This is a genomic window from Rhodobacter sp. Har01 (assembly GCF_020564565.1).
In the GTDB taxonomy this organism is placed as follows: Bacteria; Pseudomonadota; Alphaproteobacteria; order Rhodobacterales; family Rhodobacteraceae; genus Pseudogemmobacter.
Genome location: NZ_JAJCTD010000010.1, coordinates 1 through 24,126, shown reverse-complemented (window position 1 = coordinate 24,126; position 24,126 = coordinate 1). Strand labels below are relative to the sequence as shown.

General features: G+C 65.5%; 23 protein-coding genes and 2 pseudogenes. 13 read left to right on the top strand and 12 right to left on the bottom strand.

The window, feature by feature from the left end:
• Nucleotides 1-3 precede the first annotated feature (3 nt).
• The 10 genes from LHP98_RS17685 to LHP98_RS17640 form a co-directional block, all read right to left on the bottom strand.
• Nucleotides 4-801 (bottom strand): CbbQ/NirQ/NorQ/GpvN family protein, encoded by a 798-nt coding sequence (locus LHP98_RS17685; protein WP_227253889.1) that lies wholly within the window; start codon nt 799-801, stop codon nt 4-6.
• Nucleotides 802-874: 73 nt separating this feature from the next.
• The gene (locus tag LHP98_RS17680) at nt 875-1,912 is read right to left on the bottom strand and encodes an aliphatic amidase (RefSeq protein WP_227253888.1); all 1,038 of its coding nucleotides are present in this window, start codon (nt 1,910-1,912) and stop codon (nt 875-877) included.
• Between the two features lie 52 nt (nt 1,913-1,964).
• The gene (gene urtE / locus LHP98_RS17675) at nt 1,965-2,663 is read right to left on the bottom strand and encodes an urea ABC transporter ATP-binding subunit UrtE (RefSeq protein ID WP_227253887.1); all 699 of its coding nucleotides are present in this window, start codon (nt 2,661-2,663) and stop codon (nt 1,965-1,967) included.
• Nucleotide 2,664: 1 nt separating this feature from the next.
• Entirely contained in the window at nt 2,665-3,411 is a 747-nt protein-coding gene (urtD, locus tag LHP98_RS17670; protein ID WP_227253886.1) for an urea ABC transporter ATP-binding protein UrtD, read from the bottom strand.
• Nucleotides 3,408-4,562: an urea ABC transporter permease subunit UrtC gene (urtC, locus tag LHP98_RS17665; protein WP_227253885.1), complete on the bottom strand. Its 1,155-nt coding sequence runs from the start codon at nt 4,560-4,562 to the stop codon at nt 3,408-3,410. Before urtC ends, urtD begins: the two co-directional genes overlap by 4 nt.
• Nucleotides 4,563-4,571: 9 nt before the next feature.
• A complete protein-coding gene (gene urtB, locus LHP98_RS17660) occupies nt 4,572-5,441 on the bottom strand; it encodes an urea ABC transporter permease subunit UrtB (protein ID WP_227253884.1) in 870 nt (289 codons plus the stop codon).
• Between the two features lie 77 nt (nt 5,442-5,518).
• Entirely contained in the window at nt 5,519-6,766 is a 1,248-nt protein-coding gene (locus LHP98_RS17655) for a transporter substrate-binding protein (RefSeq protein ID WP_227253883.1), read from the bottom strand.
• A gap of 315 nt (nt 6,767-7,081) precedes the next feature.
• A complete protein-coding gene (locus tag LHP98_RS17650) occupies nt 7,082-7,690 on the bottom strand; it encodes an ANTAR domain-containing response regulator (RefSeq protein ID WP_227253882.1) in 609 nt (202 codons plus the stop codon).
• A gap of 13 nt (nt 7,691-7,703) precedes the next feature.
• The gene (locus LHP98_RS17645; protein ID WP_227253881.1) at nt 7,704-8,846 is read right to left on the bottom strand and encodes a transporter substrate-binding domain-containing protein; all 1,143 of its coding nucleotides are present in this window, start codon (nt 8,844-8,846) and stop codon (nt 7,704-7,706) included.
• 500 nt (nt 8,847-9,346) lie between these two features.
• Entirely contained in the window at nt 9,347-9,607 is a 261-nt protein-coding gene (locus tag LHP98_RS17640) for a hypothetical protein (RefSeq protein ID WP_227253880.1), read from the bottom strand.
• 126 nt (nt 9,608-9,733) lie between these two features.
• Between LHP98_RS17640 and pxpA the strand changes: the two genes are divergently transcribed.
• The 6 genes from pxpA (at nt 9,734) to LHP98_RS17610 (ending at nt 16,081) form a co-directional block, all read left to right on the top strand.
• Nucleotides 9,734-10,468: a 5-oxoprolinase subunit PxpA gene (gene pxpA, locus LHP98_RS17635; RefSeq protein WP_227253879.1), complete on the top strand. Its 735-nt coding sequence runs from the start codon at nt 9,734-9,736 to the stop codon at nt 10,466-10,468.
• Between the two features lie 2 nt (nt 10,469-10,470).
• Entirely contained in the window at nt 10,471-11,913 is a 1,443-nt protein-coding gene (locus tag LHP98_RS17630) for a TCP-1/cpn60 chaperonin family protein (RefSeq protein WP_227253878.1), read from the top strand.
• Nucleotides 11,914-11,932: 19 nt separating this feature from the next.
• Nucleotides 11,933-13,015: an ABC transporter ATP-binding protein gene (locus tag LHP98_RS17625; protein WP_227253877.1), complete on the top strand. Its 1,083-nt coding sequence runs from the start codon at nt 11,933-11,935 to the stop codon at nt 13,013-13,015.
• Between the two features lie 34 nt (nt 13,016-13,049).
• Nucleotides 13,050-14,249 (top strand): ABC transporter substrate-binding protein, encoded by a 1,200-nt coding sequence (locus tag LHP98_RS17620; protein ID WP_227253876.1) that lies wholly within the window; start codon nt 13,050-13,052, stop codon nt 14,247-14,249.
• A gap of 72 nt (nt 14,250-14,321) precedes the next feature.
• The gene (locus LHP98_RS17615) at nt 14,322-15,245 is read left to right on the top strand and encodes an ABC transporter permease (RefSeq protein WP_227253875.1); all 924 of its coding nucleotides are present in this window, start codon (nt 14,322-14,324) and stop codon (nt 15,243-15,245) included.
• 2 nt (nt 15,246-15,247) lie between these two features.
• Nucleotides 15,248-16,081 carry an ABC transporter permease gene (locus LHP98_RS17610; protein ID WP_227253874.1) on the top strand — a complete coding sequence of 278 codons (834 nt, stop codon included), beginning with the start codon at nt 15,248-15,250 and terminating at the stop codon, nt 16,079-16,081.
• Nucleotides 16,082-16,098: 17 nt separating this feature from the next.
• Here LHP98_RS17610 and LHP98_RS17605 read toward each other — a convergent pair whose 3' ends face one another.
• Nucleotides 16,099-16,761, bottom strand: coding sequence for a GntR family transcriptional regulator (locus LHP98_RS17605; protein WP_227253873.1), 663 nt, complete (start codon nt 16,759-16,761; stop codon nt 16,099-16,101).
• Between the two features lie 164 nt (nt 16,762-16,925).
• On the opposite strand from LHP98_RS17605, the gene LHP98_RS17600 reads away from it, so the two are divergent.
• From LHP98_RS17600 to tnpB, 6 genes are read left to right on the top strand one after another with little or no spacing between them, the layout of a single operon-like run.
• Nucleotides 16,926-17,789 carry a 5-oxoprolinase subunit B family protein gene (locus LHP98_RS17600; RefSeq protein ID WP_227253872.1) on the top strand — a complete coding sequence of 288 codons (864 nt, stop codon included), beginning with the start codon at nt 16,926-16,928 and terminating at the stop codon, nt 17,787-17,789.
• Nucleotides 17,786-18,763, top strand: a complete 978-nt coding sequence (locus tag LHP98_RS17595) for a biotin-dependent carboxyltransferase family protein (RefSeq protein WP_227253871.1) — start codon at nt 17,786-17,788, stop codon at nt 18,761-18,763. The genes LHP98_RS17600 and LHP98_RS17595 overlap by 4 nt, the downstream gene beginning before the upstream one ends.
• Nucleotides 18,756-19,850, top strand: coding sequence for a phosphotransferase (locus LHP98_RS17590; protein ID WP_227253870.1), 1,095 nt, complete (start codon nt 18,756-18,758; stop codon nt 19,848-19,850). The genes LHP98_RS17595 and LHP98_RS17590 overlap by 8 nt, the downstream gene beginning before the upstream one ends.
• Before the next feature lie 14 nt (nt 19,851-19,864).
• On the top strand, nt 19,865-21,178 hold the full coding sequence (locus LHP98_RS17585) for an aspartate aminotransferase family protein (RefSeq protein ID WP_264473845.1): 1,314 nt from the start codon (nt 19,865-19,867) through the stop codon (nt 21,176-21,178).
• Nucleotides 21,179-21,229: 51 nt separating this feature from the next.
• Complete coding sequence (locus LHP98_RS19640; protein WP_319638963.1) at nt 21,230-21,967, top strand: transposase; 738 nt, start codon at nt 21,230-21,232, stop codon at nt 21,965-21,967.
• Nucleotides 21,964-22,317, top strand: a complete 354-nt coding sequence (gene tnpB / locus LHP98_RS17575; RefSeq protein ID WP_227253867.1) for an IS66 family insertion sequence element accessory protein TnpB — start codon at nt 21,964-21,966, stop codon at nt 22,315-22,317. Before LHP98_RS19640 ends, tnpB begins: the two co-directional genes overlap by 4 nt.
• Before the next feature lie 357 nt (nt 22,318-22,674).
• Here tnpB and LHP98_RS17570 read toward each other — a convergent pair.
• Nucleotides 22,675-23,490, bottom strand: a pseudogene (locus LHP98_RS17570) (IS110 family transposase); the annotation flags it as partial.
• Between the two features lie 128 nt (nt 23,491-23,618).
• Between LHP98_RS17570 and LHP98_RS17565 the strand changes: the two are divergent.
• A pseudogene (locus LHP98_RS17565) lies at nt 23,619-23,998 on the top strand (transposase); the annotation flags it as partial.
• Between the last annotated feature and the right edge of the window lie 128 nt (nt 23,999-24,126).

The following is a 24,126-nucleotide window of genomic DNA, read 5'->3' as shown; positions in this document are numbered from 1 at the left end:
CTGTCAGCTGCAGGCCGCGACGATCTCGGACAGCGCATCGCGCAGGTCCGGGTCGTCGGTGATGGGCAGCACGATGGTCGCCTCGCAGGCCTGCTCCAGCCCCACGCCCGCCGCCATCAGCCGCCCGACCTGCACCAGCATCCGGGTCGAGGCGCCTTCGTCCAGACCGTGGCCTTTCAGGTTGCGCGACCGCTGGCCGATCCGCACCAGAACCTGCGCCGTCTCGGCATCGAGATCGGCCTCGCGCGCCACGATCTCGGCCTCGACCGGCGCCTCGGGATAGCCGAACTGGATGGCCGCAAAACGCTGCTTGGTGCTTTCCTTGAGGTCCTTCAGCACGCTCTGGTAGCCGGGGTTGTACGAGATCACGAGATGAAAGTCGGGATGCGCCTCGATCAGCTCGTTCTTCTTTTCCAGCGGCAGCACCCGGCGGTCGTCGGTCAGCGGGTGAATGACCACCGTGGTGTCCTGCCGGGCCTCGACGATCTCGTCCAGATAGCAGATCGCGCCATGCCGCACGGCCAGCGTCAGCGGCCCGTCGTGCCAGACGGTGCCGGCAGGGTCCAAGAGGTAGCGGCCCACCAGGTCCGAGGCGGTCATGTCCTCATGGCAGGCGACGGTGATCAGCGGCTTGCCCAGCCGCCAGGCCATGTGCTCGATGAAACGCGTCTTGCCGCAGCCGGTGGGGCCCTTCAGCATCATCGGCATGCGCCGGGACCAGGCCGCGGTGAACAGCTCGATTTCCTTGCCCACGGCACGGTAATACGGCTCGCGCCGGATGCGGTAGCGGTCGAGATCCATCTTGCCTCACTGCGCTGAAAGGGACAGGCCGCGGCCGGGCGGGGCCGCGATGCGCCCCGCCCGACGAAGGGTCTCAGCGGTGTTTCGAGGGCTGGTTCGGAATGCCTTCGATCGGGCATTCCTCGGTGCCGGGCGTGCCGCGCGTGATTGCCTCCACCATCTCGCGGGTGCCTTCGGGATCGGTGACCCACTTCTGGTAGAAGTCGTAAGGACAGGCCGCCACGCCCTGCGCGCTTTCGCCCGAGTTGATCATGCCGGTGTAGCCGCGATGAACCAGCTTGTAGAGGTGGTTCTGCGACTGCATGTTCTTGCGGGCATCGCGGATCAGCGCCTTGGAAAGCTGGGCATACTGGATGCCGTAATCCTCTTCGCCGCATTCGCCCAGGGTGCGGCCGTCGAAACCCACGATGGCCGAGTGGCCGAAGTAGGAATAGACCCCGTCAAAGCCCGAGGCGTTGGCCACCGCGACATAGCAGTTGTTCGCCCAGGCCATGGCCTTGGACATGATCACCTGCTGCTCCTTGGCCGGGTACATGTAGCCCTGGCAGCGCACGATCAGCTCGGCCCCCTTCATCGCGCAGTCGCGCCAGATTTCGGGATAGTTGCCGTCGTCGCAGATGATCAGGCTGACCTTCAGCCCCTTCGGCCCTTCCGAGACATAGGTGCAATTGCCCGGATACCAGCCCTCGATCGGCACCCAGGGCATGATCTTGCGATACTTCTGCACGATCTCGCCCTTGTCGTTCATCAGGATCAGCGTGTTGTAGGGCGCCTTGTTGGGGTGTTCCTCGTGCTGCTCGCCGGTCAGCGAGAACACGCCCCAGACCTTGGCCTTGCGACAGGCCTCGGCAAAGATCGCCGTCTCCTCGCCGGGGCAGGCCGAGGCGGTCTCGTACATCTCCTTCTGGTCGTACATGATCCCGTGGGTCGAATACTCCGGGAAGATCACCAGATCCATGCCGGGCAGGCCGACCTTCATGCCCTGCACCATGTCGGCGATCTTGCGGGCGTTCTCAAGAACCTCGGCCTTGGTGTGAAGCCGCGGCATCTTGTAGTTCACCACCGCCACGCCAACCGTGTCGTTGCTGCTGGAAATGTCTCCGTGAAGCATCGTCTCTCTCCCTTCCTGGTTGTCCGGTTCCGGTTGCCTTGGTCCTTGCGCCTCAGACCGCCATGTGCCTGTGCACCAGGTCATCGGTCAGGGCCGCGATCGGCCCGGACGCGACGATCCGTCCCTTTTCCATCATCGCGAAGGCCGAGCTTGCCCTCCGGGCAAAGCCGATGTCCTGCTCGACCAGAACGACGGTGATGCCGTGCTTGCGGTTCAGCTGCAGGATCGCCTCTTCGATCAGTTCCACGATGTTGGGCTGGATGCCCTCGGTCGGCTCGTCCAGCACGATGATCTTGGGATCGGTCATCAGCGCACGCGCGATGGACAGCTGCTGCTGCTGGCCACCCGACAGGTTGCCGCCGGCGCGGGTCACGAAATCCTTCAGCATGGGGAACATCTCGAAGACCAGCGCCTCAAGCTCCTCGCCGCGGTCCGAGGTGCGGGCAAAGCCGCCCATCCGAAGGTTCTCAAGCACCGTGAACTGGGGCAGGATGCCACGGCCCTGCGGCACATAGCCGATGCCCGCCCTGGCCCGCCGGTGGGTCGGCCATGACGCAATGTCAATGCCATCCAGCACGATCTCGCCCGAGGTCCGGTCAAGCAGCCCGAACAGCGCCCGCATCAACGTGGTCTTGCCCACCCCGTTGCGGCCCAGGACCGCGACGAAATCGCCGGTGTCGACCGACAGGGTCACGTCCTGCAGGGCGGCCGAATAGCCGTAGTAGCCACAAAGGTTGCGCAGCTTCAGCATGTCAGATCCCCAAGGTCGAACCGAGGTAGACTTCGCGCACCCTCTGGTCCCGGCTGATTTCCTCGACCGTGCCCTCCATAAGCAGCGTGCCCTGGTGCATCACCGAAACCACCTGGGCGATCTGGCGCACAAAGCCCATGTCGTGCTCGACCACGATGATGGTGTGCTTGCCCTTCAGGCGGTTGCAGATGTCGGCGGTCTTCTGCGTCTCCTGGTGGGTCATGCCTGCCGCCGGCTCGTCCAGCAGGATCAGCTCGCTGTCCTGTGCCAGCAGCAGCGCGATCTCCAGCCACTGCGTCTGGCCATGCGACAGCACCGATGCGGGCGCTTCGAAGTAGTCCGAAAGGTCGACAAAGGCCGCCAGCTTCTCAAGCCCGTCGCTTTCGGCCGACCGCCCCGAGCGCAGGATGTTCGTATAGACGCTGATGTGCTTGCAGTGGGCGACTTCCAGGTTCTCGCGCACCGTCAACTGCCGGAACACGCTGGGAACCTGGAACTTGCGGCCGATCCCGGCGCGGGCGATCTGGAATTCGGGCAGCCGGGCAATCTCGCGGCCGCGGTAGCGGATCGAGCCGTGCATCGGCCGGGTCTTGCCGCAGATCAGGTCCAGAGTGGTGGTCTTGCCGGCGCCGTTCGGGCCGATCAGGCAGCGCAATTCGCCCTGCGCGACCGACAGGTTCAGGTCGTTCACGGCCTTGAACCCGTTGAACTCGACGCCAAGGCCCTCGATGTGAAGATGCTCGGTCATGTCTGGTCCTTCGCCTTCTGCCCGGAAAGGCCCTTCGCCGGGGCAGGACCGCCGGCCAAGGCACCCGGCCGCCGCATCAGCCGCCTGCCGGCCATGTCCAGCAGGCCCGCAAGGCCGTTCGGCAGGAACAGCACGACCAGAACGAAGATCAGGCCCATCACCAGCATCCAGGTGTCCAGGAAGGTCTCGGATTCCGACAGCGCGCCCTGCATCCCGGCCACCACGATGGCCCCGATGGTGGCCCCCAGCAGGCTTTGCCGGCCGCCGACCGCACACCAGATCACGATCGACAGGCTCAGCGGCACGTCCATGAAGGTCGGCGAGGCGAACTCCATCACCACCGTGTAAAGCATGCCCGCAAGGCCCGCGATCGCGGCCGAGATCGACATCGCCATGATCTTGTAGGCGGCGACGTCATAGCCGAAGAACCGCACCCGCTCTTCCTGGTCGCGGATCGCCTGAAAGATCAGCCCGGCCTTGCTTCTGGTGATCGCCAGCGCGCCCAGCAGGCAGACCGACAGACAGCTTGCCACCAGGAAATAGGTGCTCTTGGAATAGGCGTCGAACTCGAGGCCAAGGATTTCCAGCTGCGCCAGGTCGGTGATGCCGTTGAACCCGCCGGTATAGCGCTGCTGGTCGATGACAAGCAGGTTCGCCACCACCAGGATCGCCAGCGTGATGATCGCCACGAAGACGCCGGTGATCCGGCCGCGGAACATGAACCATCCCAGGATCGCCGCCAGTGCCCAGGGCACGGCCACGCCGGCGAAGATGGCAAAGGCGGTTGACTGGTAGGGCACCCAGAACCAGGGCAGCGTCTCGACGTTGTTCCACACCATGAAGTCGGGCAGCCCGTCCGGCCCGGTGTGGATCGGCACGGTCTTCAGCTTCAGAGTCATCGCCATGGCATAAGAGCCAAGGCCGAAGCTCAGCGCCTGCCCCAGGTTGAGGATGCCCGCATAGCCCCAGGACAGGCTCAGCGCCATCGCCACCATGCCCAGCACCAGATAGCGGGCATAGCGGTTCAGCAGGAAGTCATCGTCGATGAAAAGCGGAACGGCGAAGATCGCGACGCAGAACGCCAGGTAAAGGGCAAGCTGCAGCCGGTTGCGGTTCCGGGTCGGGTTTGCATGTGCGGAACTGTCGAACATCGCCGCCCCTCAGCCCCGCACCTTGGAGACGAACAGGCCCTGCGGCCGGAACCGGATCAGCACGATGATGCCGACCAGCACCAGCGCCTTGGCGATGGTGTCGTTCCACAGAAAGCCCAGCGTGCCGGTCGCCTCGCCCAGCAGGAAGGCGCTGGCGACGGTGCCGAAGATGCTTTGCACGCCGCCCAGGACGACCACGAAGAAGGCGTCGATCACATAGGACGTGCCCATTTCGGGCGACACACTCTTCAGCGGCGCCACCAGCGCCCCGGCCAGCCCGGCCAGCCCGGCGCCATAGGCAAAGGTCAGCCCGTAGATGCGCTTGGGGTCGATGCCGAAGCAGGCCGACATCTCGCTGTTCTGCACCACGGCGCGCAACTGCATGCCAAATCGGGTGCGGTTCATCAGATACCAGGTCAGCAGGAACAGCGCGACCACGAAGACAAAGACGAAAACCCGGTAGGACGAGATCTCGGTGCCCAGGATCGAGATCGTCCCGGTCAGCGCATGCGGCATCTCGACATAGCGCAACTCGCCCCCGACCGTCAGCCGCACGATCTGCTGCAGCATCACGCCGATGCCCCAGGTGGCCAGGATGGTGTCCAGCGGCCTTCGGTACAGGAACTGGATCACCCCGCGTTCGACCAGCCACCCCAGCAGGCCCACGCCGAAGAACACCACCACCAGGCTTGACAGCAGGCCCATGCCGAAAAAGGCGTTCAGCGCCCAGGTGCCATAGGCGCCCAGCATCACGAACTCGCCATGGGCCATGTTGATGACCCCCATCGAGCCGTAGATGATGGCCAGCCCCAGGGCGATGAGAAGCAGGATCGAGCCGATGCTAAGCCCGGTCAGCACGTTCTGAAGCAGGAAATCCATGTCCGTCCCCGCGGTAAGGCGTTCCAGAAGGGGGCGACGGCACCGGCCGTCGCGCCCCGGGTCGTTCAAGGACGGGTCTAGATGTTGGTCAGACCGGCCTCGACGCATTTCTGGTCGGGGTAGGCGGCATAGGGATCGGGGGCGAGCCACTCTTTCGAGTCGACCAGCACCTCGAACTGGCCGTCGGCCTTGGCCACGGCGATCTTGGGCCACAGCCAGGTGTGCAGGTTGTCCTTCTCGATCCGGATCTTGCCCTGCGGCGCGATCATCTCGGCACCCTTCACCGCCTCGCGGATGGTGGGCGGCGTGATGTCCGACGCCGCCAGCTTCTCGACCGCCTGCTTGAACAGGTAGACCTGGAAGTAGGACGGCTCGGACACGAAGTGGGTCACCTTGTCGGCACCCCAGCGCGCCTGATAGGCCGAGACGAACTTCTCGTTTTCCGGCGACTTGTGCACCATGAAGTAGGGCGCCGAGGTGAAGTGCCCGGCCGCGGCCTCGCCACCCATCGCCGCCACCTCGTTTTCCGACGTGGTCAGGCTGGCCATCGGCATCTTGGCCGGATCAAGGCCCGCCGCAAGATACTGCCGGTGCAGCGCCACCACCGAATCCCCGACCACGGTCGAGAAGATCACGTTCGGCTCGGTGCTCTTGATCTTGCTGATCACCGACGAGAATTCGGAATGGCCAAGCGGCACGTATTCCTCGTTCACCACCTCGGCGCCCAGGCCTTCAAGCAGCTTCTTGCAATAGTTGTTCTCTTCCTGCGGGTAGATGTAGTTCGACCCGATCAGGAAGAACTTCTTGCCGAAATTCTGCACCAGCCAGGGAATGAACTCGTCCTGCTGCTGGTTCGGCACGGCGCCGGTGTAGATCACGTTCTTCGAGCATTCGCGGCCCTCGTAAAGCGTCGGATACCAGTACAGGTTTTCGCGCTTTTCGAACACCGGCAGCACCGCCTTGCGGCTGGCCGAGGTATAGGACCCGAACACCGAAACGCAGCCGTCGCTCATCACCAGCTTGCGCGCCTTTTCGGCAAAGGTTGCGGGGTCAGAGGCCGGGTCCTCGACCACCGGCACGATCTGCATGCCGTTGATGCCCCCGGCGGCGTTGATCTCTTCGATCGCCAGGATCGTCGCCTTGTTCAACGATTCCTCGATGATCCCGGTGGTGCCCGTCAGCGAAAACAGCACCCCGACCTTGATCTCGCCGTTCTGCGCTCGGGCCAGGCCCGAGTTCTTGAACCACAGTTGGGGCGCGGCGATAGTCGAAACCGCGCCAAGTGCGGCCGTGCCGCGGATGAAATCCCGACGCTTCATAACCATTTCCATCTCCTCCCTAGCGCAAACGAAAAAAGCCCCCGTCCAGGTCCGCAGACCCGAATGGAGGCTTCGATGCCATCAGATTTTTGCGGCGCTGTTGCCGCGACCCGTTCTCGCCGAGCTGCCTTAATGGTTAAGGCCATCCCGGCGAAAGTCAAGACTGTTCAGAAGCGGCCACGCTTCAGAGATACTCGTTTCAAATCAATAAATTGCCGCCATACGCCCCGCCGGGCCGTCGTCAAGGACAGGCCCCCGGACCGCTCCTCGGTTGAGTCAGGTTTGCAGTCCGGCCGCCAGATTCGGCGTCGCCGAACCGGTCTACAGGGTCAGTTCCGACCGCCTGATGACCGCATCCGCGACCTCGACGACACTGACCCGCTGCTGCATCGCCATCTCGCGCAGGTGCCGATAGGCGGCGGGTTCGGTCATGCCCTTTTCGGCCATCAGGATCAGCTTGGCGCGCTCGACAAAGCGGATCGAGCGAAGGTTCTCGTCCAGCTGGGCGATGCGCTCGCGCAGGCGCTGCTCATAGCGGAACTGGCTCCAGGCCACCTGTGCGGCGGCAACAACGGCCGGCGCGGTGAACGGGCGGCTGACAACCCCATGCGGGGCCGCCGCGGCAATCTCGGCGGGGTCGTGCAGGCCGCTTTGCGGCAACAGCAGCACCAGCGCCGCCCCGGCCTCGCCGGGTTCCCAGGGCAACACCTCGGCGACCTTCGGGAAGTATTCGCAGATCAGCAGGTCCATGCCGTCCTGAAACCGACGGGGCGGCGGCCAGATCAGCGTGACCTCGGCCCGCTGCCGGCGCAGCTCGCGCATCCAGGTCTCGAAATGGCTGTCCGTCTCGGCGCAGACCACCACGCGCGCGCCTGACAGATCGACACGCCGCTTCCGCGTGTCGGCCTCGCGCCCTGCCGTCCGGCTCATTCCCTGCCCCACCCTAGACCGCCGCCCTCGCAGCGATCAGATAGGGGTCGGCCAGCACCGGGCTCAGCGACTGGCGCAGGATCTCGAACTGGCCCGACCGCGTCGCCCTGCCGATGCGCGACCACACGTTGGTGTGCGAACATTTCGGGTCGATCCTGACTTCGCCCTGCGGCGCCTCGAAGCTTTGCCCCAGAACCATCGGGCGCAACACGTCGGTGTCCAGCGTGTTGGCGCATTCCAGGGCGCGGGCAAACATGTGAACCTGAAAATAGGCCGCTTCGACGCACATGTTCGTCGCCTCGTCCTCGCCATAGCGGGCGCGGTAGCGGCGCACGAAATTGTCGTTGCGCGAGTTCGAGATCGACTGGAAATACGGCGCCGCCGTCAGGTGCCCCTCGCCCACGTCACAGCCCATGGCGCGGATCTCGGCCTCGGTCGTGGTCAGGCTGGCGATCGGCATGTTGGCCGGGTTCAGCCCGAAGTCGTGGTAGGTCTGGTACAGCAGAACGGTCGCCGACCCGACCACGGTCGAGAAGATCACGTCGGGCATCTGACGCTTGATGTCGTGCATCACCGCAAAGAAATCCTGCCGGCGGGCGTTCAGTGGCACATAGCGTTCGCCCACAACCTGCCCGCCACGTTCGGCCACCAGTTCGCGCATGATGCGGTTCGACTCGCGCGGATAGACGTAATCCGAGCCGACGAAATAGAACCGGCTGCCGTAGTTCTCGACCAGGTACTCGCACAGCGCCATCGAGTTCTGGTTCGGCGCCGCCCCGGTGTAGATGATGTTGGGCGAGAACTCGAAACCCTCGTACAGGGTGGGATACCACAGCAGCCCGTTCAGCCGCTCGACCACCGGCAGCACCGACTTGCGGCTGGACGACGTGTAGCAACCAAAGATCGTGGACAGCCCTTCCTCGGTCAGCATCCTGCGGGCCTGGCTGCGGAACAGCGCGTTGTCCGAGGCCGGATCATAGACCACCGGAACGATCTCGCGCCCGTTCACCCCGCCGCGCGCGTTGATCTCTTCGATCGCGATCATCGTGCCTCGGTACTGCGTCTCTTCGATCAGCGCCATGAAGCCGGACCTCGAGAACAGCACGCCGACGCGCCACGGCTCGCCAAGCAGCCCGTCGTTCTTCCGATGGCTCATCGCGCCCTCCCCATGTCGGCCTGTCGTCTGCTAGGTCTTACCGAGTCACCACACCCGCCCGAGAGAAAGAGCACGATTGTTATAAATTTCCACCAAAATGTTGAGTGATGTTGCGCAGCTTTGCTTTCGCAATGCGATTCCGTCAACGCCTATTTTGGCAAGGCTCTGGACGTCAGCGACCGTCGCAAATCGCTTGCACCTGTCTGATCAAAGCACCTGAAGCCGGGAAAGGGCAGGACTTGGAAGCGCTTCAAGCACCGCGGGTCGTTGTGCAACCCGCTGGCGATCCGAGAGCAGTCCGAGACGCAGCTGAAGGACCTGCAGGAAGCTTGCGGCGAGGCCATGCTGGAGCGGCGCGCCCGAAAGAAGCGGCCGGCCCTCATGGAGCGGGAGGACGGCAATTGATCCGGACGCTCCATGAGGGCCTTCTGGCGGCCGGGATCGCGGTGCCGCTGACCCAAGCTCTGCGCGTGGTTCGGCGTGCCGCGGCGGACGGTCTGTCACAAGCCGACCAGGGCCGCACGATCGGTCGATCCGCGTCTTGCCGAGCCGATCAAGACCCCGATCGAGACGGAGCCGCCCTTCGGCGATCGCACCGTGGCCTGGCTTCTGGGCTTCAGCGCCTTCGCGACCATCAGCCATGGCTCGAGAAAGCCCGGCAAGCCGTTGCCTTTCTCGAGTTTCGGAATGTGCGGCTCGACGGTTCCCCGATCAGCACCACCGCCGATCGCGCCTGAGCTGAACGACCGATGCTCTGACAAGCGGGATGCGCATTTGCCGGGCACCGGTCAGAGTCTGGCGACCTTGGCGCGGACTCCTGGCCAGAACCTCCTTGACAACGAGGTTACATCATATCTGATACAACATATACCAAGCGGATTGCACAGATGGTCACGATCAACTGCGATATGGGCGAGGCCTTCGGGATTTATCGCTTCGGTGATGACGCGGCCTGCATGCCCTTCGTCACCCATGCCAATGTCGCCTGCGGCTTTCACGCCTCGGATCCCGTGGTCATGGCCCGCACGGTGCGCCTGGCCAAGTCGGCGGGCATCCGTGTCGGCTCGCATCCCGGTTTGCCCGACCGCGAAGGCTTTGGCCGCCGCCCGATGCGGATGAGCCGGGAGGAAGTGGCAGCTCTGACGGTCTACCAGACCGGCGCCCTGGCCGGTTTCCTTCGGGCCGAGGGGCTGGAACTGTCGCACATCAAGCCGCATGGGTCGCTGTTCGGCATGGCCCAGAACGAACCCGAGGTCGCCGAGGGCATTGCCGATGCGGCCGAGGTCTTCGGCGTGCCCGTGATCGCCTTCTCGGACTGCTGCATGTCCGAAGTCTTTGCCCGCCGCGGCATACCCTTCAGCTGCGAATTCTACGTCGACCTTGATTATGGCGATGACGGGCGGCAGATCATTTCGCGCGAGCACCCTCCGATCAGCCCCGAACAGGTGGCCGAAAAGGTGCGACGCGCGCTGGACGAAGGCGTGACCCGGGCGGTCAGCGGCAAGGACGTCCGGGTGGTCGCCGAGTCGATCTGCGTGCATTCCGACACACCCGGTGCCGTCGCCGTTGCGCGCGCCGTGCATGACAAGCTTCGCCGCCTTGGCCGTCTGGACGCGGTGTAGCCATGCGCGCGACCGGGGGGGCGGCCTTGCAGCGCGAAATGGCCGAGGCGATTGCCCCGGCGGTGCGCGCCATCGCGGCCTCGCTGGGCCCCGAGGGGCGGCATGTGATGTTTGCCGTCGGCAACCGCGTCGAGGTGGCGCATTCGGGCAGCGATATCGCCCGGCAGATCTGTTCCGACCATTTCGCCGCGCGCCTCTTCAAGGAGACGCTGGTCGAGGCCGAGCGCGAATTCGGTGACGGCACGGCACGTCTTGCGGTGATGGCCGGGGCCGCCCTGACCGAAGGCCGTCGGGCGCTGGCCTCGGGCCTGGCGCCGGCGCGCCTGCTGGATGCCCTGCTGGCGCTGCGGCCCGCCCTGGATGCGGCCTTTGCAGCCGAGGCGACCGCGGCCGAAGACCTGTTTGCCGTGGCGCTGTCGGCCGGGGCGCCGGCCGATCTGGCGCAACTGATCGTTGAGGCCGATCGCGCCGTGGGTGACGATGGCCTGGTCGAGGTGGCCGAAGGGCGCGAGGATGAACCCGCCCTGTCGCTGCACGACGGGTTCAGTTTCCAGTCAAAGGCTGTTGGCGCCGGAAACCTGACCGCGATGGACGATGTCCACCTGATCGTCGCCAACGAACGCCTCGACGATTTCCGCAGCCTGACCCCGGTGGTCGAAGGCTTTGCCCGCAGCGGCAAGGGGCTGGTCGTGGTGGCCCGGGCAATCGAGGGCCAGGCATTGCAATTGATCGAGCGGAACCGCCGCGAGGGCGTGCTTCGCGTGGCGGCGCTGGTGCCGGAAGACACCGGGCCGCGGGCAGCCGAGATTCTTGAGGACCTTGCCGTTGCCACCGGGGCGGTGCTGGTGTCCGACCACACCGGCGTGCGGATCGAATCCCTGAAGCCGGCCATGCTGGGACGTGCGCAAAGCTTCCGCCGCGAGGGTCAGGTGATCCGGCTTGGTGGCACCAGCGGCGATGCCGGGCAGATTGCCCTGCGTCTGGCCGGGATCGCCGCCGAGGTCGAGGCCAGGAAATACCTGCCGCTCGACCGGGAACATGCGGCGCGGCGGCATGCCCGGCTGGCCGGCCGCTGGGCCGAACTGCGCATCGCCGGCAGCCCGGCGGCGACGACCTCCGTCGCCGCCGCGCGTCGGTCGATCGCCGCGCTGCGCTCGGCACGCGCCAATGGGGTGATCGAAGGCGCCGGAAAGGGACTCGACCGGATTGCCCTGCGGCTGGAGCATCCGCCCGCCAGCGACCCCGCAAAAGCGGCCGCCCTGGCCGTGCTGACCGCAGCCCTGCGCGCGCCCGGCCTCTGCCTGCGACGCAATGCGGGCGCAGACGGCCCGCTCACCGCCTGCGCCACTGCCGATCCGGCGGCGCTGTCGCGCAACCTTCTTGATGTCGCGCTTTCGCTTGCCTGCCAGCTGGTCGGGCTGCACGGCGCGGTGCTTCGTCACTGACCTGAAAGAAAGACCGCTGATGACCGACAGCACTGCGGTGCCGATGCTTGAAGTCGAGGATGTCGTCCACCGCTATGGCACGGTGACGGCGCTTTCGCATGTCTCGCTGTCTGCGCTGAAGGGCGAATTTCTCACCATCCTCGGCTCCAGCGGTTCGGGCAAGACCACCATGCTGCGGGTGATCTCGGGGCTGGAACGGCCCACATCGGTGCGGCGGTTGCGCATCGGGGGGGTGGATGTCGCCCACCTGCCGGCGGCCAAGCGGAACTGCACGACGGTGTTCCAGAGCTACGCGCTGTTCCCGCACATGAACGTGATCGAGAACGTCGCCTACGGCCTGCGCATCCGCAAGATGAACTCGACCGATGCGCTGCGCGAGGCGCACCGCGCCCTGGGCATGGTTCAGCTCGACTCCAAGGCCGATCGCCGCATCAGCCAGCTGTCCGGCGGCGAACGCCAGCGGGTCGCACTGGCCCGCGCGGTGGTCACGCAGCCGTCGATCCTGCTGCTGGATGAACCGCTTGGCGCACTGGACGAACGTCTGCGCGAGGACATGCAGATCGAACTGGTGGAACTGCAGCGCACGCTGGGGATGACCTTCATCTACATCACCCACAGCCAGGAAGAGGCCCTGACCATGAGCGACCGCGTGGTGCTGATGAGCCACGGCCGGATCGTGCAAAGCGGCGGCCCGCTGGATCTGTTCGACCGTCCGAACAGCCGCTTCGCTGCCGGCTTCATGGGCTACGAGAATATCCTGCAGGCCCGCCTGATCGGGCGCGAGGGCGATCTGGGTCTGGTCGAATTCCCCGGCGGCCTGCGCCTTCAGGGCCTGATCACCGCCCCGGCCCTGGACACCGGCACACCGGTCCACCTGGCGATCCGCGCCGAGCGCATCTCGGCCCTGGCGCCGGATGCCCCCGAGGGCATCGCTGCCCGCATCACCAGCCGCGTCTACCGCGGCAAGTACACCGACATTTCCCTGGATACGCCCGCCGGGCCGCTGCGGATGCGCAGCTGGCATGGCGCGCAGGACGAAAGCCGCGAAATCCGAAGGATCGGTTGGAGCACGAATGACGCCGTGATCTTCGCCGTCGACTGACTGAAAACAACCAGCGCCAACAGGAGAAGTAGCCATGAAGGACAGATTTTCCACCTATTCCCAGGCCGAACTGACCCGCCGCAACCTGCTTCTGGGGATGAGCGCACTGGCGGGAACGGCGGCCATGGGCGGCTTTCCCGGCCGCGCCGCGGCGCAGGACCTGCCGCTCGTCAAGGCCTACGGCGTGCCGACCGCGGCGCTCAAGGATTGGGCGCCGATGGAAAAGTCGATCGGCGTGCGGTGCGAGCTGAGCGGCGCCAGCAACGATGTGGGCGTTTTCATGCGCGACGTGATGGGCGCCAACATGGGCGACACCGCCGACATCTTCATCTTCGAATCCGGTACCGAAGACATCCTTGGTCCGCAGGGTCTGTACGCCACGCTAGACGAGGCGCATCCCGAACTGACGCTGTGGGAACGCACCTCGGACGACTGGAAGCGCTCGGCCGTGGTGCAGGATCGCGACGGCAAGCAATGGGGCGTGCCGGTGATCGGCAACGCCGACAGCTTCGGCTATTTCCCCGAAAAGGTGGGCATCGCCCCCGACAGCACCGAGGAACTGTCCTGGTCGCTGATGTTCGAGGACGAGGCAACCCGCGGCCGCGTCGCCTATGGCAACGCCTATACCTATTCGATGGGCCCCGCCGCGCTGTACCTGCAGGGCAAGGGCGCGGCCCAGTTCGGCAACATCGCCGACCTGACCGCCGAAGAGGCCAAGCTGGTTGCCGACTTCCTGATCGAGCGCAAGAAGGCCGGGCAGTTCCGCACCCTCTACGGCGCCTTCGAGGAACAGATCCAGCTGCTGACCAACAAGGAAGTCGACGTCATCAACTGCTGGGAACCCGCCGTGCGCGAGGCGAACCTTGTCCTTGGCCCGGACGCGACCCGCTACGCCTATACCAAGGAAGGCTACTTCAAGTGGGGCCACGGCGCCTACATCGCCGCGCAGGCCGTGGACCGCGGCAATCTGGACGCGATCTACAAGGTGCTGAACTACTTCCTGTCCGGCGAATATCGCGCCCTGCAGGCCCGCGACCGCGGCTATGCCGGCCCCAACATGGACCTTGGCGTCGAATACGCCCAGTCCAGCGGCTGGACGGCCGAGGAAATCGAGGCCCTGAAGGCGACCGAAGCCAAGGTGGCGAAGAAATTCGCCAAGCCCTACGTCTCGACCACCACGCCCGACAATGCCGGCGCGATGGAAGAGGAATGGCAGCGCTTCATGAACGCCTGACCGGCTGACCGACCGGGCGCGCGGCCCTGCTCCCGCGCCCGGCCCCCCCCTTCAACCCGACGGAAAAGGACGATGCAGACCAGCGCCAGCGCCCCTGCGGACGACCGGCTTCTGCCAAGGATCGGCCAATGGCTGTCCACCACCAACCTGGTGGTTCCGGCCATCCTGGTGGCCTGGTTCGCCATTGTCATCGTTCCGATCATCATCCTCTTCGTCTACAGCTTCTTCTCGACGGCCCAGTTCCGCACCGTCTACGAGCCCTCGCTCGACACCTGGATCGGCCTGTTCGAATCCGGCCGCTGGGAAGTGACCCTGCGCACCCTGCGCATCGCCGTGACCGTGACCCTGATCGAGCTTGTCGGCGCCTTTCCCTTTGCGCTGTGGCTGGCCAAGGGCGGTGTCAGCAAGGGCGGGCGAGCGGTGTGCCTGGCCTTGCTGACCATCCCGTTCTTCCTGGACATGTCGTCGCGCACCATCGTCTGGCGGGCGATCCTTGGGCAGTCGGGCCTGGTCAACACCGTCCTGATGGGCACCGGGCTGACTGATGCGCCCGTGGAATGGCTGCTCTATTCCGAGGTCGCGGTGCATTTCGGCATGGTGGTCAGCCTGTTCCCGCCCATGGTCCTGCCGATCTACATGGCGATCAACCTGATCGACGACTCCCTGATCGAGGCCAGCAAGGATCTTGGCGCCTCGCCCTGGCAGACGCTGCGGCGGGTGATCCTGCCGCTGTCGCTGCCCGGGGTGATGGCCGGCGTGGTGTTCTGCCTCGGCCCGGCCCTGGCCGCATGGGTGGAACCGGGGATGCTGGGCGGCGGCTTCGTCAACCTGATCTCGAACTCGATCGAAAGCGCCTATTCCGCGCTGCGCTATCCGGTGGTGGCGGCGCTGTCGGCCTTCGTGATCCTGCTGCTGCTTGTGCTTCTTGCCGCGATGTACCTGATCGCCCGCCGCTTTGGCGACCCGGCTTCCTCGTTCCGCGTGCTCAGGGGGTGACCATGGCGAATGACCCGACGCAGCCCGCGGCCCGTCTTGAACTGAGTTACGCGCCGATCTGGAAGCAGCTGGCCAAATGGGGCGGCCTTGCGATGATCGCGCTGATCTACTTCCCGCTGCTGTGGCTGATCCTGCTGTCGATCAGCCGCAACCCTCTGGGTGGCATTCCCGGCGAATTCTCGTTCGAGCATTACCGGGCCCTGTTCGCCAATCCGGACTGGCACATGCCGCTGCTGGCCAGTCTGGTGATCGCCACCGTGATCGGGCTGATCTGCGCCGTCGTCGCAACCCTTGTCGGCCGCGCGCTGCCATCGCTGTCCAGCCCCGGCCGGGTGCTGCTGATGTTCGTCGTGCCGCTGTTCGTGCCCGGCATGTCGATGGGCGCCGCGCTGTTCATCGTCACCCGCGCGATGCTGGACCTCAAGCTGGGCTACTGGTCGGTCGCCCTTGGCCATTTCGTCTGGGCCTTCCCCTTTGCCCTGCTCATCATCCTGGTCGTCACCACCCGCTTCGACCACCGGCTGGTCGAGGCCGGCCGCGACCTTGGCGCCTCGAACTGGCGGGTGTTCTGGGACATCGAGTTCCCGATCCTGATGCCCGGCATCGTCGGTGCGGCACTGTTCGGCTTCCTGATGTCGTTCAACGAGCTGATGCGCTCGATCTTCCTGCGCGGCACCGTCGAGACGATGCCGATCTGGAGCTGGATCCAGGCTGCAGCGCAGCAAAGCCAGGTGCCGATCATCTTCTCGCTGGCCTCGATCATGCTCTTGCTGACGCTGCCCCTGCTGTGCGGCGTGTTCTGGCTGCTGTTCGTCAAGCTGGACAAGTCGGCATGACGCCCCCCCCGCCCGCCTCAGTCGGCAGCAGTCCGCAGCAGCCGCGGCATCAGCGCCTGGGCTGCCAGCGTCAGGTCGCGCGCGATGCTGTCGCGCGCCGCCCGGGGGTCGCCCCGCTCCATCGCCGCGACGATGTGGCGATGCTCGTCGTTGGCGTGCTGGCGATAGTGGTCGTCGTCGAACAGACCGGTGAACACCGGCCCGACCCGCAGCCAAAGCCCAAGGATCACGTGCATCAACTCGGGATTGCGGGCCTTTTCGTAGATCGTGAAGTGGAACTCTCGGTTCAGCTTCAGGTAGGTGCGCGAATCGTAGCCTGCGGCCGTCTCGGCGATGCGGTCCAAGAGCTTGTGCAGCCGAACGAAATCCTGCGGTCCAAGGTTGGGCGTGGCCAGCTCCGCCGCCATCCCCTCCAGCGCGACCCGCACCGGCAGCAGCTGGTTGAACCGCTCCTGCGTCATCAGCGGCACCACGATCGACCGGTTCGGCAGCACCACCAGCAGGCGCTCGGCCACCAGCCGCTGCAGGGCCTCGCGGATCGGCGTGACCGAAATCCCGTAGGTCTCGGCCAGGGTGCGGATCACCAGCGGCTGCATGGGCGCGAAGATGCCGTTCGTCATGCCCTTCAGGATCTCGTGGTAGGCGCGGTCGCTCAGCGGTTGATGCTCGATCTTGGTCATCTCGGAAATCCTGTCACCAAGCATGGGAATAAGGCCTTGTGTCTTGTTCTGCATCAGAAATCGCCTCTGCGACCGTATAAAATATCATATATGAAATCTTCAGAATATCCAGCCGAAACCCCGTTGAAGCTTGGGTTTCGGCGGGCGGGGAAATGGGGTGCGACATGCTGCATGACGCGTTGAGGTTCTTTCCGGGCGGCGACCGCGCCATCGAGGTGGAACTGGGCGACGGCATGGATTTCTCGCTGAACTTCACCGTGCACCGGCTGGTGGCGGCAGTGCGCGAAGCCCGGATCGCCGCCATCGAGGACCTGATCCCCGAGCTTGCCTCGTTCCAGATCACCTACGACCCCGACCGCATCCGCTATGAAGACCTGACCGCCGAGATCACCGCCATCTACGCCCGGATCGGCCAGGGCATCTCCGGGTCGCTGTCCAGCCGGCTGATCACCATGCCGGTCTGCTACTTCGAGGCCGAGACGACCGCCTGCATCGACGACTATCGCAAGACCTATCCCGACAAGCGGCCCGACCCCGACCTCGTGGCCGAGATGAACGCCCTGCCGGACCGCGCCGCGCTGGCCCGGCGGCATTCCGGCACGGAATACTGGGTGGCCGCGCTGGGGTTCTGGCCCGGTCTCTGCTCGCTTCTGCCCCTGCGGCCCGGCGCGCGGATCTTCGCGCCGAAATACAACCCGCCGCGAACCTGGACACCGAAGGGCGCCGTCGGTATTGGCGGCGCGCTGTCCTGCATCTACCCAGACCGCACGCCGGGGGGCTATCAGCTGATCGGACGCTGCCCCGCGCCGATCTACGACCGCGACCAGCGCCTGCCCGCCTTTCGCGACAGCCTTGCCCTGCTCAAGGCAGGCGACCGCGTGCGCTTTCAGCCCGTCCCGGCCGAGGAATGCGCCCGGATCGACGCCGAAGTGGCCGCGGGCACCTATCGGCACGACATCCTCGAATACCAGATCTTCTCGGTCGACCAGTATCTGGCATGGGCCGCACAGCAAGAGACACGGCCATGAACCCGCGCAGCCTGACCGTCCTGAAACCGGGACTTGAAACCACCGTGCAGGAATTGCCGGGCCGGATCGGATATCTCGAACAGGGCTTCCCGGTTTCGGGGCCCTTCGACAAATGGTCCTTCCGGCAGGCCAACCTTCTGGTCGGCAACGACCGCGATGCCGCCGCTCTGGAATGCCAGTTCCTTGGCCCCAGCTTGCGCTTCGACTGCCCCGCCATGGTTGCGGTGACCGGCGCCGACATGCGGCCCCGGCTGGACGGCGAACCCGTGCAGATGTGGCAAAGCCTGCCGGTGCGGGCCGGCCAAGTGCTGGACCTGGGCGCCGCCCAGACCGGCACCCGGGCCTATGTCGCCCTGTCCGGCGGCATCGACACGCCGCCCGTCCTTGGCTCGCGCGCGGTGTTCCACATGGCCCGCGTCGGTGGCCACGCGCTGGTGGCCGATCAGGTGGTGCCGCTGGGCACACCCACCGAAGCCGGCCTTCTGACCATTCCGCCGCCGTTGCGGCCGGTGTTCCCGACCGACCGGCGGTGGCAGGTCGAGGCCATGGTCGGGCCGAACGACGACTGGCTCGACCCGGCCTCGGTCGAGATGTTCTTCGCCGCCGACTGGACGATGCAGGCCAAGAGCAGCCGCACCGGCCTGCGCCTGACCGGCCCGCAGTTTTCCTTTGCCCATCGCGCCCTGCACAAGAACAGCGACCATGGCCAGGACCCGTCGAACATCATCGACCACGGCTATCCGCTGGGGGCGGTGAACCTTGCCGGTCAGACGCCGATCATCCTGGTCAACGACTCGCCCAGCACCGGAGGGTTCATCAATCCCTTCACCATCGCCAGCGCCGCCTTCTGGAAACTGGCGCAGACCCGGCCCGGCGACATCCTGCAATTCCGCCGCATCGACCGGGACGACGCCGGCCGGCTGCGCGCCGCGCTGGACCAGGTGACCAACCCCGGAGTGCCCGCCCGTGTCTGACATCACCATCACGGACCCGGCCGAAGAATCCGCGCGCGCCGCCCTGGGCGACATGTTGCACAGCCCCGCCCCCGTGATCGACGCCGCTGCGGCAGCACGGATCGTTTCGCGCCACTATGGCATCCGGGCCGCGGCACATCCATTGGCCTGCGAGCGGGACGCCAACTTCCAGATGGTCCCCGCGCAGGGCAAGGGCTGCATCCTCAAGGTCTCGAACCCGGCCGAGCCTGCCGTCAGCATCCAGTTCCAGAACCAGGCCCTGCTGTGGCTTGAACGGCGCGACCCCGGCCTGCCGGTGCCCAAGGTCGTGCCCGCGCTGGATGGCCGCAGCGAATTCCTGCTGGAAATGCCCGACGGCCGCAGCAGCATGGTCCGGCTGCTGACCTGGCTTGACGGTGTGCCGGTGGCCCGCATCGGCGTCTCGCCGGCCCTGCGCCGCGACCTCGGGCGCACGCTGGCCCGGCTGGGGGCGGCCTTGGTCGATTTCGACCATCCCGGGGCATCCCATGCGATCCTGTGGGACATCAAGCACGCCTTACGCCTGCGGCCACTCTTGGCTTCGCTGCCGCGCGACGCGCTCAAGTCGCAGCTCTTGGCCGAGCTTGACCATTTCGATGCCGAGGTGGCGCCCCTGCTGCCCGGCCTGCGCCAGCAGGTCGTGCACAACGACCTGAACCTTCACAACGTCTTGCTGAACCCCGACGATCCCGACCGGGTGACCGGCGTCCTCGACTTCGGCGACATGGTCAAGACCCCCCTCGTCATCGACCTGGCGGTTGCCGCGTCCTACCAGACCCACCTTGGCGACGACGCTCTCGCCTCGGCCTGCGAAATCGTCGGCGCCTACCATGGCGTCCGGCCGCTGGAACGGCGCGAAGTCGCGCTTCTGCGCGACCTGATCGTGGCGCGGCTGATGACTTCGATCGTCATCACCGAATGGCGCGCCGCGCGCTACCCGCAGAATGCCGCCTACATCCTGCGCAACAACGGTCCCGCCCGCATCGGAATGGCGCGCTTCGCCAGCCTGCCCCGAGAGACCACAACTGCGGCCCTGCTTGCCGCCTGCCAGATGGAGAGCACGCCGTGAAAGCCGACACCGCGATGGTCAACGCCTATGTCGAGGGCGCCGCCGACCTTGACCCCGACACCGCCGTCCTGATCGCGCAGCGCAAGGCGCTGCTGGGGCCAGCCTACCGGCTGATGTATGCCCGCCCGCTGCATTTCGTCCGTGGCGAGGGCGTCTGGCTCTATACCCCCGAGGGCGAGCGCTATCTCGATGCCTACAACAACGTGACCTCGGTCGGCCATTGCCACCCCACCGTGGTCAAGGCGATCCAGCGGCAGGTCGGCGTGCTGGCGACCAACACGCGCTACCTGCACGGGGCGATCCTGCGCTATGCCGAACGGCTGCTGGCCACGATGCCGGCCGAGATCGGGCATCTGATGTACACCTGCACCGGGTCGGACGCGAACGACCTCGCGGTGCGGATCGCGCAATCCCACACCGGCGGCACGGGCATCATCGTCACCGAAACCGCCTATCACGGCATCACCCGGGCGGTGGCCGAATTCTCGCCCTCGCTGGGCGAGAACGTGAACCTCGGCGTCCATGTCCGCACCGTACCGGCACCCGACCGCTATCGCAGTGCCACCGGCGATGTCGGGGCCGAATTCGCCGCCGGCGTACGGGCAGCCATCGCCGACCTCAGGCGCCACGGCATCAAGCCTGCGCTGCTGATCTGCGACGGCATCTTTTCCAGCGACGGCGTCCTGGACGGGCCCGCCGGATTCCTGCAAGGCGCCGTCGACGCGATCCGCGAGGCGGGCGGGCTTTACATCGCCGACGAGGTGCAGTCGGGCTTCGGCCGCACCGGAGAGGCGATATGGGGCTTCCAGCGCCACGGGGTCGTCCCCGACATCGTCACCCTGGGCAAGCCGATGGGCAACGGCTTTCCCGTCGCCGGCGTTGCCGCACGCCCCGAGGTGCTGGCCGAATTCGGCGCCAAGGCGCGCTATTTCAACACCTTCGGCGGCAACCCGGTGGCAGTCGAGGCCGCCTCCGCCGTCCTTGACGTGATCGAGGGCGAAGGCCTGCTCGAAAACGCGCGCGCCGTCGGGGCATACCTGAAGGCTGGCCTCGAAACCCTGGCCTTGCGTCACCCCTGTGTCGGTGATGTCCGAGGAGCGGGCTTGTTCCTCGGACTCGAGATCGTCTCGGAACGTGCCTGCAAGGCACCTGACGCGGCCATGGCGACCCGCCTGATCAACGGTCTGCGCGACGCAAGGGTGCTGGTCTCGGGCTGCGGCAGGGCCGCCAACGTGCTCAAGGTTCGTCCACCGCTCGTCTTCTCCCAGGATCACGCCGACCACCTGATCAGCGCTTTCGACGATGTCCTGACGCGGTCAGACTCATAGCGAGTCCGCGCGGCCAGAGTCGCTCCCATCACCTTCGAACCGATCGATCCTATGATTGTGACCCTGATCGATTCCGCCGCCTCGCCCGTTGTGCGTGTGCTGATGATCGTCGGCGATCCGGTCACCGCGAAGCAGACCCGCCCCTGGGTCGGCGTAGTGAAGCTCTGTATCGACCCAGCGGACTCTGCACAGGTTAAGCCGCTGGGTCGAATGCCTCGGCGGGGGTCTTCATGTCCAGCGCCTGATGCAGGCGTCGGTGGTTGTGGAAGGCAATCCGGTCGCCGATGGCGCTGGCCGCGTGCTGCAGGCTTTCGAAGCGCTGTAAGCGGTGTTCTGCCCCCACCTTCTGCCCGGCGTGTTGATCTGGGATTGGAGCCTCCTGTGACGGGTGGGAGGTTCTCCATGAGTGCTCCTTTGGAGATTCTCACGATTGGTGGTAGCGACCGCCGGAGCCGCCGGAGATGGACGGATGAGGCGAAGGCGCGGATTGTTGCGGAGACATTGCGGCCTGGGGCGACTGTCGACGAGGTCGCGCGGCGTCACGAACTGAGGTCCAATCATCTGTCGTCTTGGCGGACCTTGGCTCGGAAGGGCAAGCTGGTTTTGCCCGCGCCGCAGGACGCGGTGGAGTCTGCGGCGATGGTCGTGGCACCATCAGACAGTGGCCTCCCACCGCCAGAAACGACCGGCCCGCAGATCGTGGTTGGTGCGGTGACGGTCCGGCTGGAGCCGGGCGCGTCGGCGGAACGGATCGCTTCCATCGTTCGCGCCCTGGCGGCGGGGCCATGATCTTCCCGTCGAACCGGGTGCGGATCATGGTGGCGACCAAACCCGTCGACTTCCGCAAGGGCCACGACAGCTTGGCCGCGATGGTGAAGAACGAGTTGCGCAAGGACCCGTTCACCGGCACAGTGTTCGTCTTCCGCGCGCGTAAGGCGGATCGACTCAAGCTGCTCTACTGGGACGGAACCGGGCTGGTGATGGCCTACAAGCGGCTGGAGGAGCATACCTTCTCCTGGCCCGCAGTGACGGACGGGCTGATCCTGGTGAACCACGCCCAGTTCGAGGCGCTGTTTGCCGGGCTCGACTGGCGGCGGGTCCGGGCCATCGAGGCACGGGCTCCGGGAGCGGTGGAGTGAGCCGTTAAGGGCTGCGGCAGGATGACTCGGTGCGCACTTTCCGCGGGTATCGCCGAGGCGGGGTCGTCTAATCGCATCACATCTTGCAAGCCCTTTCTTTCGGTTTGGGGCAGAAAGTCATCGGTGATCAGCGCAAGTGTTCGTCGAGACGTGCCAAGGTACGTTTGCCGGAGCAGGGTCGTCTTCGCGGTCGACACGTCGGTCGCCGCATGATTGGTGTTCGCGGGTGGGCCTTCCTATGTCTGATCCGCACTCAGCTGAGGTGCCAGCGGTGCATCCCCCTGCACGAAAGGCCCTACCTACGTCCCGGCAGGGACGCTTCGGCGCGCTCAATGCTCAAGCGCTATTCCTGTGTGATCATGCAGATGCCTTCATACCCCGCTCGAACAGGGTGCCGTCCCGGAGCATCGCATGCATCGTGACCGCCAACTTCCTTGCCAATGCGACGGCCGCGCGTTTGAAGCCGATGCGTTCCCTGAGCTTCAGCCCCCAGGTCCTCAGATCACTTTCAGCCGAACTGCGGGTCAGAATGACGGATGCTGCCTCGTAGAGCAGGCCGCGGAGGTGATGATCTCCCCGGCGGGAGATGTGGCCCTTGTAGTCGATTTCACCGGATTGATACCGCCGGGTCGTCAGGCCGACCCAGGCGCCGACGGATCGGGACTTCCGGAAGTTGTCAGGGCTTTCGATCGCGGTGACAAACGAAGTCGCGGTGATCGCGCCCACTCCGGGGATCGACATCAGGATCCGGCAGCCATCATTCTGTCGGGCTTCTGCGGCAATCTGGCGCGCGAGTCGGGCAGCCTGAAGCCGGGTTGCGCACCAAGCGTCGAGCATCGGCAGCAGGATTTCTGACACCTTCGGCCGATCGGAGAGCAGTCGACGTACATGTGCCTCGAACGTACTTCCCTTCCCGGCAGGAATGAGAAGTCCGAAGGTTTTCATGAAGCCTCTGATATGATTGGAAAGATCGACCGTGATCCTGACCAGCCGGTTCCTGGCGGCGATCAGGGTCCGAGCCAGCATGCTGTCAAAGCCTTTCACCCTCACTTCTCGGAAGAAACCTATCTCGGCCAGATGTGCCAAACCGTCGGCATCGTTTGCGTCGGTCTTGTTCGGCGCCATGTCGAGTGCCGACTTGGCATGACGGGCATCGATGCAGATCGCGGGCAGGGGTGCTGTCAGACAAATGCGAACTCGTCTCTACAAGGGCAGGATGACTGTCCTTTAAGCGGCGAGAAGTGAGGTGCCCCTAGATTTGTAGACGCTTTGCCCCCCAACTTTGAGGCTAGGAGGCCGACATGGGGACGAGCAACTACAGCGATGAGTTCAAGCGGGATGCGGTGCAGCAGATCACGGTTCGGGGCTATCCGGTTCGGGAGGTTTCCCGGCGTTTGGGGGTGAGTTCGCACTCGCTCTACAAGTGGATGAAGCTTTTCGCGGACCCAGCCCCGAAGGTGCCCAGCGTGGACCTCGAGTCCGAGAACCGACGGCTGAAGCGGGAACTGGCGCGGGTGACTGAGGAGCGCGATATCCCAAGAAAGGCAACTGCGTACTTCGCGCGCGAGTCCCAATGAAGTACGCGTTCATCCGGGCGCATCAGACCGAGTTCGGTGTCCGGGCAATGTGCCGGGTGCTGCGGGTTCACTTCAGCGGCTTCTATGCATGGCTTAAGGAACCGTGGTGCTGTCAGACAAATGCGAACTCGTCTCTACAAGGGCAGGATGACTGTCCTTTAAGCGGCGAGAAGGCCGCGCCACTCGGCGAGAGCGGCGGCGCGGGCCTGCTTGTAGGTGTTGCGGTCTTGGA